14 protein-coding genes are annotated in these 12,121 nt (G+C 64.1%); 13 read left to right on the top strand and 1 reads right to left on the bottom strand.

Features of this window, described 5'->3' with window-relative positions; all coding sequences use genetic code 11:
- Positions 1–198 precede the first annotated feature (198 nt).
- The 10 genes from AC2FME_RS02930 (at position 199) to AC2FME_RS02975 (ending at position 8,488) form a co-directional block, all read left to right on the top strand.
- Entirely contained in the window at positions 199–2,178 is a 1,980-nt protein-coding gene (locus AC2FME_RS02930) for a bifunctional 2',3'-cyclic-nucleotide 2'-phosphodiesterase/3'-nucleotidase (RefSeq protein WP_496799575.1), read from the top strand.
- A 311-nt stretch (positions 2,179–2,489) separates the two neighbouring features.
- Entirely contained in the window at positions 2,490–3,257 is a 768-nt protein-coding gene (locus tag AC2FME_RS02935; protein ID WP_496799576.1) for an urease accessory protein UreD, read from the top strand.
- A gap of 1 nt (position 3,258) precedes the next feature.
- Positions 3,259–3,561 carry an urease subunit gamma gene (locus AC2FME_RS02940; protein ID WP_496799577.1) on the top strand — a complete coding sequence of 101 codons (303 nt, stop codon included), beginning with the start codon at positions 3,259–3,261 and terminating at the stop codon, positions 3,559–3,561.
- Between the two features lie 11 nt (positions 3,562–3,572).
- Positions 3,573–3,731: a hypothetical protein gene (locus tag AC2FME_RS02945; RefSeq protein WP_496685513.1), complete on the top strand. Its 159-nt coding sequence runs from the start codon at positions 3,573–3,575 to the stop codon at positions 3,729–3,731.
- Positions 3,728–4,033 (top strand): urease subunit beta, encoded by a 306-nt coding sequence (locus tag AC2FME_RS02950; RefSeq protein ID WP_170341542.1) that lies wholly within the window; start codon positions 3,728–3,730, stop codon positions 4,031–4,033. Before AC2FME_RS02945 ends, AC2FME_RS02950 begins: the two co-directional genes overlap by 4 nt.
- Positions 4,033–5,742, top strand: coding sequence for an urease subunit alpha (gene ureC / locus AC2FME_RS02955; protein WP_496799578.1), 1,710 nt, complete (start codon positions 4,033–4,035; stop codon positions 5,740–5,742). Before AC2FME_RS02950 ends, ureC begins: the two co-directional genes overlap by 1 nt.
- Before the next feature lie 15 nt (positions 5,743–5,757).
- Positions 5,758–6,204 (top strand): urease accessory protein UreE, encoded by a 447-nt coding sequence (locus tag AC2FME_RS02960; protein ID WP_496711970.1) that lies wholly within the window; start codon positions 5,758–5,760, stop codon positions 6,202–6,204.
- Positions 6,188–6,841 carry an urease accessory protein UreF gene (locus tag AC2FME_RS02965; protein WP_496799579.1) on the top strand — a complete coding sequence of 218 codons (654 nt, stop codon included), beginning with the start codon at positions 6,188–6,190 and terminating at the stop codon, positions 6,839–6,841. Before AC2FME_RS02960 ends, AC2FME_RS02965 begins: the two co-directional genes overlap by 17 nt.
- Positions 6,838–7,473 (top strand): urease accessory protein UreG, encoded by a 636-nt coding sequence (gene ureG, locus AC2FME_RS02970; protein ID WP_170359481.1) that lies wholly within the window; start codon positions 6,838–6,840, stop codon positions 7,471–7,473. Before AC2FME_RS02965 ends, ureG begins: the two co-directional genes overlap by 4 nt.
- Before the next feature lie 175 nt (positions 7,474–7,648).
- The gene (locus AC2FME_RS02975; protein WP_496799580.1) at positions 7,649–8,488 is read left to right on the top strand and encodes an EamA family transporter; all 840 of its coding nucleotides are present in this window, start codon (positions 7,649–7,651) and stop codon (positions 8,486–8,488) included.
- A 9-nt stretch (positions 8,489–8,497) separates the two neighbouring features.
- On the opposite strand, the gene AC2FME_RS02980 is transcribed toward AC2FME_RS02975, so the two are convergent.
- Positions 8,498–9,115 (bottom strand): TetR/AcrR family transcriptional regulator, encoded by a 618-nt coding sequence (locus tag AC2FME_RS02980; RefSeq protein ID WP_496799581.1) that lies wholly within the window; start codon positions 9,113–9,115, stop codon positions 8,498–8,500.
- A gap of 127 nt (positions 9,116–9,242) precedes the next feature.
- Here AC2FME_RS02980 and mbfA point away from each other — a divergent pair, with 127 nt between their 5' ends.
- From mbfA to fghA, 3 genes are all read left to right on the top strand, one after another.
- Complete coding sequence (gene mbfA, locus AC2FME_RS02985) at positions 9,243–10,217, top strand: iron exporter MbfA (protein ID WP_496799582.1); 975 nt, start codon at positions 9,243–9,245, stop codon at positions 10,215–10,217.
- 43 nt (positions 10,218–10,260) lie between these two features.
- Positions 10,261–11,190, top strand: a complete 930-nt coding sequence (locus tag AC2FME_RS02990; protein ID WP_496685499.1) for an AEC family transporter — start codon at positions 10,261–10,263, stop codon at positions 11,188–11,190.
- A 97-nt stretch (positions 11,191–11,287) separates the two neighbouring features.
- Entirely contained in the window at positions 11,288–12,121 is an 834-nt protein-coding gene (gene fghA / locus AC2FME_RS02995; RefSeq protein ID WP_496799583.1) for an S-formylglutathione hydrolase, read from the top strand.

Consider the following 12,121-nt stretch of genomic DNA (forward strand, 5'->3'; position numbering starts at 1 on the left):
GGGCCCGCGCCATAGCACCTTAGGCGCCGCACGGCCCAAGCGCGGGTCGATGGCTGAGTGGACGCTTTACTCGGATGTCAAAAGCGGTCAGTCTGAACCATCGGCGCGCCGGGCGATCCCCTCGGACCGCGCTGTCACATCATTGTCGTCATAAACGTTCAGATGATGCGTCGACCAATTTATTTCGAGAGGTGCCTCATGACCCTATCCAGCAAATTCGCGATGTCTCGGCGTCAATTTCTGGCCACCAGCACGGCTGGCGTCGCGATGGTTTCCCTGCACCCGTTTTCCGCCGCCGCCGCAAGCAATCAGGCGCATCTGCGGATCATGGAAACGACCGACATTCACGTTCACGTCTTCCCCTATGACTACTATGCCGACAAGCCGCGCGATACGGTGGGCCTGTCGCGCGCGGCCTCGATCATCAACCAGATCCGGGCCGAGGCCACAAACTCGATGCTGGTCGACAATGGCGACTTTCTTCAGGGCAACCCGATGGGCGACTACATCGCCTACGAGCGTGGCATGAACGATGGCGACACCCACCCGATCATCAACGCATTCAACACGTTGGGTTATGATGCCGCGACGCTGGGCAACCACGAGTTCAACTATGGCCTGAGCTTTCTGGAAAAATCGCTGGCCGGGGCGCAGTTCCCGATCGTGCTGGCCAATATCGCCAAGGAACAGGGCGCCAATCCGCGCGCGGACAAGACGCTGGTGCAGCCCTATGTCATCCTCGACCGCGAGATCGAGCTGGGCGATGGCAGCAAGCAGCCGATCCGCATCGGCGTCATCGGCTTCACCCCGCCGCAGATCATGAACTGGGACCGCCGCCATCTGGAAGGCAACGTGCAGGCCCGCGACATCGTCGAGACCGCCAAGGCTTATGTGCCCGAGATGAAAGAGCAAGGCTGCGATCTGATCCTGGCCCTGTCGCATTCGGGCATCGGCGCGGCAGATCACGCGGACGGGATGGAGAACGCGTCGGTCCCGCTGGCCGGGGTCGATGGCATCGACGCGCTGGTGACCGGGCACAACCACCTGGTCTTCCCCTCGCCCACCTTCGCCGACCGTGCGGGCGTTGACGTGGACAAGGGCACGCTGATGGGCAAGCCGGCCGTCATGGGTGGGTTCTGGGGGTCGCATCTGGGCGTGCTCGACCTGCTGCTGGAACGCGACGGCAACGAATGGCGCGTGGTCACCACCACCTCCGAGGCCCGGCCGATTTCGAAGCGCAACGAAGACCGCTCGATCACCGCGCTGGTCGAGGACGACCCCAAGGTGCTGGCCTCGGTCGCGCAGGATCACGAGGAAACGCTGGCCTATGTGCGCCGCGCGGTGGGCAAGACCTCGGCCCCGCTGCACAGCTATTTCGCGCTGGTGGCCGACGACCCCTCGGTCCAGATCGTGTCGATCGCGCAAAAATGGTATATCGAAGAGATGCTGAAAGGCACCGAGCATGAGGGCCTGCCGATCCTGTCGGCCGCGGCGCCGTTCAAGGCCGGTGGCCGGGGTGGCCCCGAATACTATACCGACGTCCCGGTGGGCGATGTGGCGATCAAGAACGTGGCCGATCTGTATCTCTATCCCAACACCGTGCGCGCGGTTCGCGTGAACGGCGCGCAATTGCGCGGCTGGCTGGAGCGTTCGGCCGGGATGTTCAACCAGATTGAGCCGGGTGCCAAGGATGCGCTGCTGCTGAACCCCGAATTCCCGTCCTACAATTTCGACGTGATCGACGGTGTGACCTATCAGATCGACCTGTCTCAGCCCTCGCGCTTTGGCCCAAAGGGCGAAGAGATCAACCCCGATGCGACGCGCATCGTGGACCTGCAGTTCAACGCTGCCCCGGTGACCGACGACATGGAATTCATCATCGCCACCAACAACTACCGCGCTTCGGGCGGCGGATCGTTCCCGGGCGCGATGGGCGACACCATCGTGTTCGAGGCCCCCGACACCAACCGCGACGTGATCGTGCGCTATATCGTCGAGCAAGGCACGATCGACCCCAAGGCCGACGGCAACTGGTCCTTCGCACCGCTGGGCGACACCACAGTTCTGTTTGAAACCGGCCCCAAGGCGCGTGATTACATCAGCGACGTCAAAGGGTTGGCGCTGGAAGATGCAGGCAACGGGGCCGACGGTTTCGCGGCCTTCCGCATCACGCTCTGACCGACGACAGACACCGGAACGGGCGGCCAAACTGGCCGCCCTTTTCTTTTGATTTGTGGCCGAGGGCCGGATTATCACACGCATTGGCGAAGTGATTATTCTTCGGGCGACAGGGGAAATAGTGCCCAGAAAATGGGCTAACGAGTGTTCTGACCCAATTGCCTCTGCCGGGCTGCGCTGACTCGAGGAAATGGCTGTGGTGCTTTCGCATCCGACAGTCCTCTCGCCCGGAGCTTCCAATTACTTCTTTGTCCGCAATAACGCCCGCACAAGCGATCGCCGCGCCTCCTCGTGCCGTCGGGCGGGGCGTGGTGTCCGTGGTTGGGCGCGCGAGCCGGACCGAGTTGCAGGACCTGCGCCAGCAAGGGTCGCTGAAGTTGCTGTTTCCACGGCGCGATGGCGCTGACATGCAGGCCGTGCTGGTCAATACCGCCGGCGGCGTCACCGGCGGAGACAGATTTGACCTGTCTGCCACCGCAGGGGCAGATTCGCGTCTGACCATAACCACGCAGGCGGCCGAGCGCGCTTATCGCGCGTCCGGAGCAGCTCCGGGCCAGCTTCGGACACATCTGACCGTGGCTACGGGCGGCCAGTTGAACTGGCTGCCGCAGGAAACCATCCTGTTCGATGGTTGCGCGATCGATCGCCGCCTGCGTGTCGATCTGGCCCCCGATGCCAGCATGCTGCTGGTGGAATCCCTGATCTTCGGCCGCGCGGCGATGGGCGAGCAGGTCACATCGGCTCACTTCCAAGACCGCATCGAAATCTGGCGCGCGGGCCGACTGGCGCATCTGGACGCGCTGCGTTTGACCGGTGATCTGGCGGCAGAAATGGCCCGGCCGGGCGTTGGCGACGGCGCGGGCGCGCTCAGCAGCCTGATACTGATCCGCCCGGATGCCGCTGCGCATCTGGACCCGATCCGCGCGACCTTGCCTGACACCGGCGGCGTCAGCCTTGTGGGTGATGACATGCTGTTGATGCGCCTGCTGGCGCCCGACGGTTTCGCGCTGCGCCAGACCCTTGTGCCGATCCTGAACCGGCTGACCCGCAATTCCCTGCCAAGACCCTGGATGATCTGACATGCAACTCTCGCCGCGTGAAAAAGACAAACTGCTGATCGCCATGGCCGCCGAGGTGGCGCGCAAGCGCTTAGCCCGGGGCGTGCGTCTGAACTACCCCGAGGCCATCGCGCTGATCACCGATGCCGTGGTCGAGGGCGCCCGCGACGGCCGCTCGGTCGCCGACATGATGGAGGCCGGCGCGCAGGTCGTCACCCGCGACCAGTGCATGGAAGGCATCCCCGAGATGATCCACGAGGTGCAGGTCGAGGCGACGTTTCCCGACGGCACCAAGCTGGTCACCGTGCACAACCCCATCCGCTGAAGGAGATGACGATGAAATACCTGGGTTTCCTGCCCTTCGCCCTGATGGCCGCACCCGCGCTGGCGCATGACGGGCCGCACCTGCACCCGCATGACTCGGGCACTTGGCTGGTGCTGGTCCTGCTGCTGGCGATCGGCGGCGTCGCATTCTGGCTTAAGGCGCGCAAATGATCCCCGGTGAGGTCATCACTGCCCCCGGCGAAATCGAGCTGAACGCGGGCGCGACGGCGATCACACTGATGGTGGCCAATACCGGTGACCGGCCTGTACAGGTGGGCTCGCACTATCATTTCGCCGAAACCAATCCGGCGCTGGACTTCGACCGGGCCGCCGCCCACGGCATGCGGCTGGACATCGCCGCCGGAACCGCCGTGCGTTTCGAACCCGGCCAGCGGCGCGAAGTGCAGCTGATCCCGATCGGCGGCGCGCGGCGCGTCTTCGGGTTCAACGGCGCAGTCATGGGAGACCTCTGATGCCAGCCCAGATCAAACGTTCCGACTATGCCGCCATGTACGGCCCCACCAAGGGCGACAAGGTGCGGCTGGCGGATACCGACCTGATCATCGAGGTCGAGCGCGACCTGACCACATATGGCGAAGAGGTAAAGTTCGGCGGCGGCAAGGTGATCCGCGATGGCATGGGCCAGTCTCAGGCAACCCGCGCCGAAGGGGCGGTGGACACCGTGATCACCAATGCGCTGATCGTTGACTGGACGGGCATCTACAAGGCGGATGTGGGCCTGAAGGACGGACGCATCGCCCGGATCGGCAAGGCGGGCAACCCCGACACGCAGCCCGGCGTCGATGTCATTGTCGGCCCCGGCACCGAGGCCATCGCGGGCGAAGGCCGCATCCTGACCGCCGGCGGGTTCGACAGCCACATTCATTTCATCTGCCCGCAACAGATCGAGGATGCGCTGCATTCCGGCCTGACCACCATGCTGGGCGGCGGCACCGGCCCGGCGCATGGCACGCTAGCCACTACCTGCACGCCCGGCCCTTGGCATATCGGGCGCATGCTGCAGGCGGCCGACGCCTTTCCGATGAACCTGGCCTTTGCGGGCAAGGGCAACGCCTCGCAGCCGGCCGCTCTGCGCGAACAGGTCCTGGCCGGGGCCTGCGCCCTGAAGCTGCACGAGGACTGGGGCACCACCCCTGCGGCCATCGATTGCTGCCTGTCGGTGGCCGACGAGATGGACGTGCAGGTGATGATCCACACCGATACGCTGAACGAAAGCGGATTCGTCGAAAACACCGTGGCCGCCATGAAAGGCCGCACGATCCACGCCTTCCACACCGAGGGCGCGGGCGGTGGCCACGCCCCCGACATCATCAAGATCTGCGGCGAAACGCATGTGCTGCCCTCCTCGACCAACCCGACCCGGCCCTTTACGGTGAACACGGTCGAAGAGCATTTGGACATGCTGATGGTCTGCCATCACCTCGACAAATCCATCCCCGAGGACGTGGCCTTTGCCGAAAGCCGCATCCGGCGCGAGACCATCGCCGCCGAGGACATTCTGCACGACATGGGCGCCTTCAGCATCATCGCCTCCGACAGCCAGGCGATGGGCCGCGTGGGCGAGGTGCTGATCCGCACTTGGCAGACCGCCGACAAGATGAAGAAACAACGCGGGCGCCTGCCTGAAGAAACGGGCGAAAACGACAATTTCCGCGTGCGCCGCTATATCGCGAAATACACGATCAACCCGGCCATCGCGCACGGGCTGGGTACCCATATCGGCAGCATCGAGGAGGGCAAACGCGCCGATCTGGTGCTGTGGAACCCCGCCTTTTTCGGCGTGAAGCCCGAGATGGTTTTGCTGGGCGGCACCATCGCCTGTGCGCAGATGGGCGATCCGAACGCCTCAATCCCCACGCCTCAGCCGGTCTATTCCCGGCCGATGTGGGGGGCTTATGGCCGCTCGGTCGAGCAGGGCGCGGTGACCTTCGTGTCGGAAGCCGCGCAAGAGGACGGCATCGCCGCGCGTCTGGGCCTGGCCAAGCAGACCGTCGCCGTGCGCAACACCCGGGCGATCGGCAAGCGCGATCTGCGACTGAACGATGCCTTGCCCGAAATCGACGTGAACCCCGAAACCTACGAGGTACGCGCCGACGGTGAATTGCTGACTTGCCAACCCGCCGAAACCCTGCCCATGGCGCAACGCTATTTCCTGTTCTGAAAAGGGATGCCCTCGATGCTTGCCACATCACAGAAAATCCGCCGCAACGGTCAGTGGGACGAAACCCATGGCACCGTGACCCTGAACTACGAAGACCGCTTTCTGCGCCGCCGGATGCTACGCACCACCCAGAACGAGGAGTTCCTGGTGGATCTGTCGCAGACGACCTCGCTGGACGGGGGGGACGCGTTCGAACTGGCCGATGGCCGCCTGATCGAGGTGGTTGCCGCCGAAGAGGACCTGTTCGCCGTCACCGGCCCCGATCTAACTCGGCTTGCCTGGCATATCGGCAACCGTCACACCCCCTGCCAGATCGAGCCTGACCGCCTCATGATCCGCCGCGACCACGTGATCCGCGACATGCTGCTGAAGCTTGGCGCGACGGTCCAGGACATCCGCGCGCCCTTCAGCCCCGAAGGCGGCGCCTATGGGCACGGACGGACGCATGGCCACAGCCACTGACCTTGATCTGCTGACGCTGACGCAATGGCTGTCACCCGCCTACCCGGTCGGGGCTTTTGCCTATTCGCACGGGCTGGAACGTCTGGTTCAATCGGGCGCGGTGCACGATGCGGCCAGCCTGCAGGATTGGCTGCACGACGTGCTGGAATACGGTGCCGGATGGTCGGATGCCCTGTTTCTGACCGCCGCTTGGCGCGCCAAATCCGAGCTTGCCGTGGCCGAACTTGACGATATGGTCCGCGCCTTCGCCGGCCCCTTCGAGCGCAGGTGCGAGACCGCGCAACAGGGCGCTGCCTTCTGCGGTGTGACGGCAGCGGTCTGGGACATCGAGCTGGCGGATCTGACTTATCCCGTCGCCGTCGGCTGCGCCGCGCGCCACGCCGGTTTGCCGGTGGAACCGACCGCGCGGCTGTATTTGCATGCGTTCATCAGCAATCTTGTTTCGGCCGCGCAGCGGCTGATGCCCCTCGGCCAGACCGCTGCGCAAGGGGTAGTCCGAGACATGGCGCCCTTGTGCGCACATCAGGCGCACGCGGCGGTGGAGGCCGATCTGTCCGCCCTGTCCGGCACCGCCTTTCTGGCCGAGATCGCGGCCATGCAACATGAAACTCAACAACCAAGGATATTCCGCACATGAGCAGCATGAACGGCCCTTTGCGGGTGGGCATCGGCGGCCCGGTCGGTGCGGGCAAGACCAGCCTGACCGCCGCCCTCGCCCGCGCGCTGCGCGACACCCACTCGATCGGGGTGATCACCAATGACATCTACACGCAAGAAGACGCCGAGGCGCTGATGCGCATGCAGATCCTGCCGCAGGACCGGGTGATCGGGGTGGAAACCGGAGGCTGCCCGCATACGGCGATCCGCGAGGATGCCTCGATCAATCTGGCCGCGGTGGCCGAGATGGTGCGCCGTCACCCCGAGGTCGAGATCGTTCTGATCGAATCCGGCGGTGACAACCTGTCGGCCACCTTCAGCCCGGAACTGGCCGATGTGACGATCTATGTGATCGATGTGGCCGCGGGCGAAGAGATCCCCCGCAAGGGTGGCCCCGCGATCACCCGGTCGGACATCCTGATCATCAACAAGATCGACCTTGCCCCGCATGTCGGAGCGGATCTGTCGGTGATGCAGCGCGATGCGGCCCGGATGCGCGGTGATCGGCCATTCGTATTCACCAACCTGCGGAGCGGTAGCGGAACGAGTGAAATCATCGACCTGTTGGACAAGATCGCCGGCATCGACGCCGGACGGCGTGCAACGGCTTAAGACCAGCAACGCGCCTTTGGACTCTTGCTGTTCCAGACTTAGGAGCCTTGCGCGCGAAGGCCAATCCGATGTAACCGGAATCGACCACCGGCGCGGCCCCGCTGACAGCCCGGTGCGAGAAAGTTGCAGCCGGGCCGATCCTGCTTGGGGCCGCCCCATCACCTGAGGACCGCCGGTGAGCCCATTCGTCGTTGCAATCATTCTGTCGGCTGCCATCCTGCACGCCGTCTGGAACGCCATCGTCAAAACCGCGGGCGACCGGACGACCACGCTGGGCCTTGTGGCCTTCGGGCATGTGATCCCGGCCAGCGTCATGATCCTTATCCTGCCCTTTCCGGGCGGCGTAAGCTTTGTCTACATCCTTTTGTCCACGGTGGTGCATTTCGGCTATTACTACATGCTGGGCAAAGCCTATCAGCATGGGGACCTCAGCGTCGTCTACCCGATCGCGCGGGGCATCGTTCCTGCGTTGGTGGCGCTGTGGGCCTATCTTTTGCTGGATGAGGTTCTGCCCCTGCAAGCCTGGATCGGCATCGGCCTGATCGCGGTCGGCATCCAGCTCAGCAGTTGGAGCTCGCTCCGGCAAGGGGTCGGCGGCGCAGCGCTGGGGTTTGCGGTGGGTACCGGACTTTGCATCTCGGTCTATTCGGTTGTGGATGGCATCGGGGTGCGGCTGTCTGGAAACACGCTCAGCTACTGGGCTTGGGGAGCGTTTTTGCATCTGTTCATCGCCGGATTTGTGGGCCTTCGACGGCGCCAGGTTCTGGCACAGCTTCCGGCGCGCACCTGGGCGATCGGCATTCTGGGCGGTTTCGTATCGATGCTGGCCTATGGACTGGTGCTCTATGCCAAGAATTTCGCACCGCTGGGGGCGGTCTCGGCGTTGCGGGAAACCTCGGTGATTTTTGCGGCCCTGATCGGCTTCGTCTTCCTGCACGAAGGCTATTGGGTGCGCAGGCTGGGGGCCGCTGTGCTGATGGCGGGGGGCGTGGCGCTGGTTGGGCTGTCGAGCTGAGCCGATCCGTCAGGTGCCGTACCGCGCCATGAACATCTCGACCGCGTTCCTGGCCACTTCGTCGATTTCCTCGTCCGAGAACCGGGTCTGGATCCCCAAGGCCGCCAGCGTCCACAGGCGCACCTTGCACAGTTCGGCGAATTGTTCGGCGGCAAAATGCACGTCATCAATCGCCAGTTCGCCCTTGGCCACGGCTTTTTCCAGGTATTCGGCCATCTGGCGCTGGCCGTTGGCGGGGCCGGCCGCGTAGAACGCCTTGCCCAGTTCGGGAAACCGGTCGCGCTCGGCCACGCAGATGCGAAACACCTGCTGCGCGAAATCCGACACCAGAAACCGGGTCAGATGGGTTGCCGTGATCATCAACGCCTCGCGCACGGGCTTGGTCTCATCGATCATGGCCAACACGTTTTCAGCCATACGGCAGCACTCGGTCTGCGCCACCTCGGAAAACAGAAGCCGCTTGTCGGGGAAATAGCTGTAGAGCGTGGCCTTCGATACGCCCGCCGCGCGTGCGATGTCATCGACGCTGGCGCCTTCGAACCCGTCCGCCATGAAAACCTCACGGGCGCCTTTCAGAACCTGGTCGAATTTCCGTCCGGTACGCACGATGGTGGCGGCTTGGGTCATGGTGTCTCCTTGGCTGGGTGGTGCTGCAAATCTATAAACCGGACAGTTCAGTTTCAACGGTTTTCGACAAGGGTTGAATGCCCGATCGCACCGGATATATTAGAACCATTCTAAAAATGGGGCAGAGATGCGGTTTTTCACCCAACGCAAACACTTCAAGGATCTGACCGAGCAGGAAATCCTCGCGCTTGCGATTTCGTCCGAAGAGGACGACGCGCGAATCTATCGGTCCTATGCGGAAATGCTGCGCCAGGACTATCCGGCGACGGCGAAGATCTTCGACGGCATGGCCGCCGAAGAGGACGAGCACCGCCGTCGCCTGATCGCGTTGCATGAAAAGCGATTCGGCCCGGTCATTCCCCTGATCCGCCGCGAACACGTCGCCGGGTACTACGCCCGCCGCCCCATATGGCTGGTCGAGAACCTCGGTATCGAGCGCATCCGCGAAGAGGCCGAGATGATGGAGCGCGACGCCGAGCGGTTCTATCTGGCCGCCGCCGCGCGCACGACCGACGCCGCGACCCGTCAGTTGCTGGGCGATCTGGCGGCGGCCGAGGCCGGGCATCAGGCCACGGCAAACGAATTGGAACAGGCCCATCTGGGCCATGACGAGAAAGAGGCCGAGAAGGCCATCGCGCATCGGCAATTCATTCTGACCTGGGTGCAGCCGGGGCTGGCGGGGCTGATGGACGGATCGGTGTCGACCCTGGCGCCAATCTTTGCCACCGCCTTTGCCACCCATGATCCGTGGACGACCTTTCTGGTGGGTCTTGCCGCCTCGGTCGGGGCGGGCATCTCGATGGGCTTCACCGAGGCCGCCTCGGACGATGGCGAGTTGTCGGGCCGTGGCTCGCCGGTCAAGCGCGGGCTGGCCTCGGGGGTGATGACCACGCTGGGCGGGCTGGGCCATGCCCTGCCCTATCTGATTCCGGACTTCTGGACCGCGACGATCATCGCCTTCTTCATCGTGTTCGTCGAATTGTGGGCCATCGCATGGATTCAGAACCGGTACATGGAAACGCCGTTCTTCCGTGCGGCCTTCCAAGTGGTTCTAGGCGGGGCGATGGTACTGGCGGCGGGGATATTGATCGGCAGCGGGTGACACGCGACTTGCGAAGCGGTCAAATCATGTTACCACTTCGCCCATGGTCGATATCTTTCTGCGCACCCTGCCCTTCTTTGCGATCATCGGCCTGGGATACTGGGCCGGGCGAAGCCGGTTCTTCACCGAGGACGCCACGGCCTATCTGACCAAGTTCGTGTTCTACTTCGCGCTGTCGGCGATGCTGTTCCGCTTTGCCGCCACGCTACCCTTTGCCGAGATCTTCAATGCGCGGCTGATGCTGGGCTATCTGATAGGCACGGCGGGCGTTTACGCGCTGGCGACGCTGGTGGCCTGGCTGCGCGGGCTCGACATCCCCACCGCGGCGGTCGAAGCGCAATGCGCGGCCATCGGCAATGTGGGCTTTCTGGGTCTGCCGATGCTGGCCATGCTGTTCTCCGAGGCCGCCATCGGGCCGGTCATGCTGGTTCTGACGGTCGATCTGGTGGTGTTTTCCTCGCTGATCGTGATCCTGATCAATGGCGGGCGGGATGGTCGGCTGAGCGTCGGGACATTGCGATTGATCGGGCTCGGTTTGCTGAAGAACCCCATGATCGTCTCGATCTCGGCCGGGTTGATCTGGTCGGCCCTGCAGATGCCGGTGCCGGCCCCATTGAACGATTTTCTGACCATTCTGGGCGGCGCCGCCACGCCGGGCGCGCTGTTCGCCATCGGCGCCTCGCTGGCCACCAAATCGGCCGAGCGGGTTCAGATCGCGTTATGGCTCAGCTTCTGCAAACTGGCCGTGCATCCGGCCTGTGTGGCCGTGGTGCTGCTGTGGCTGCTGCCGACCGATCCTTTTGCCGCCGCCGTGGCCATTTCCGCTGCCGCCCTGCCCGTGGCCGGGAACGTCTACATGCTGGCAGCGCACTACGGGGTGGCGCCGCACCGGGCCTCGGCGGCAATCTTCTTGTCGACCCTGGTCAGCATTTTGACCATTCCCTTGGTGATCGCCTGGGTCGGGACCCCCTGAAGCAGGACAAAAAAGCCGCGTTCCCGGCCCGCTGCACTTTACGCGGCGTCCCTTGCCCGTTAGCCATGGCGCAAAGCCAACGTAAGGATGATGCCAGATGGAAACCCTTTCCGAAAACGCCTGTTTCGGTGGCGTGCAGGGTGTGTACCGCCACGCCTCAGCGGCGTGCCAGTGCGACATGACTTTTGGCCTGTTCCTACCGGCCGAGGCCAAGGACGGCCCGGTTCCAGTCTTGTGGTATCTGTCGGGACTGACCTGCACCCATGAAAACGCGATGGTCAAGGCGGGCGCGCAGGGCTGGGCCGCAGAACAGGGCATCGCACTGGTCTTCCCCGACACCTCGCCGCGCGGCGAGGGGGTCGCCGACCACGAGGATTACGATCTGGGCCAGGGTGCCGGGTTTTATGTGAACGCCACCCAGACCCCCTGGGCCCCGCATTTCAACATGTGGGACTATGTGGCCGACGAGTTGCCCGCGCTGCTGGTCGAAAACTTCGCCATAGACGGCGACCGCCAGGCCATCACCGGACATTCCATGGGCGGCCACGGCGCGCTGACGCTGGCGATGAACCTGCCGGGCCGGTTTCGGTCGGTCTCGGCCTTCGCGCCGATCTCGAACCCTACGGCCAGCGATTGGGGCCGCAAGCAGTTGAGCGCCTATCTGGGCGACGACCCGGCCGCCTGGGCCAAACATGACGCGACGCTGATGATGAAGGAAAAGGGCTTTGACGGCCCAATCCTGATCGACACCGGCACCCACGACCAGTTCATCGACCTGCTGCGCCCCGAGGCCCTGGCCCAAGCCATCGCCGAACGCCGTCAACAGGCGACGGTCCGGCTGCAGCCGGGCTATGATCATTCCTACTTTTTCGTGTCCACCTTCATGGAGGACCACGTCACCTTCCACGCCGAAGCCCTGTACGGAGACTAA

The organism is Ruegeria sp. BHSC026, from assembly GCF_059613065.1.

Coding starts and splice junctions, on each gene's coding strand:
- AC2FME_RS02960 (WP_496711970.1), top strand. CDS start 5,758: ATGCTTGCCACATCACAGAAAATCCGCCGCAACGGTCAGTGGGACGAA.
- ureC (WP_496799578.1), top strand. CDS start 4,033: ATGCCAGCCCAGATCAAACGTTCCGACTATGCCGCCATGTACGGCCCC.
- AC2FME_RS02965 (WP_496799579.1), top strand. CDS start 6,188: ATGGCCACAGCCACTGACCTTGATCTGCTGACGCTGACGCAATGGCTG.
- AC2FME_RS02980 (WP_496799581.1), bottom strand. CDS start 9,115: ATGACCCAAGCCGCCACCATCGTGCGTACCGGACGGAAATTCGACCAG.
- AC2FME_RS02945 (WP_496685513.1), top strand. CDS start 3,573: ATGAAATACCTGGGTTTCCTGCCCTTCGCCCTGATGGCCGCACCCGCG.
- fghA (WP_496799583.1), top strand. CDS start 11,288: ATGGAAACCCTTTCCGAAAACGCCTGTTTCGGTGGCGTGCAGGGTGTG.
- AC2FME_RS02990 (WP_496685499.1), top strand. CDS start 10,261: ATGGTCGATATCTTTCTGCGCACCCTGCCCTTCTTTGCGATCATCGGC.
- AC2FME_RS02940 (WP_496799577.1), top strand. CDS start 3,259: ATGCAACTCTCGCCGCGTGAAAAAGACAAACTGCTGATCGCCATGGCC.
- AC2FME_RS02930 (WP_496799575.1), top strand. CDS start 199: ATGACCCTATCCAGCAAATTCGCGATGTCTCGGCGTCAATTTCTGGCC.
- ureG (WP_170359481.1), top strand. CDS start 6,838: ATGAGCAGCATGAACGGCCCTTTGCGGGTGGGCATCGGCGGCCCGGTC.
- AC2FME_RS02950 (WP_170341542.1), top strand. CDS start 3,728: ATGATCCCCGGTGAGGTCATCACTGCCCCCGGCGAAATCGAGCTGAAC.
- mbfA (WP_496799582.1), top strand. CDS start 9,243: ATGCGGTTTTTCACCCAACGCAAACACTTCAAGGATCTGACCGAGCAG.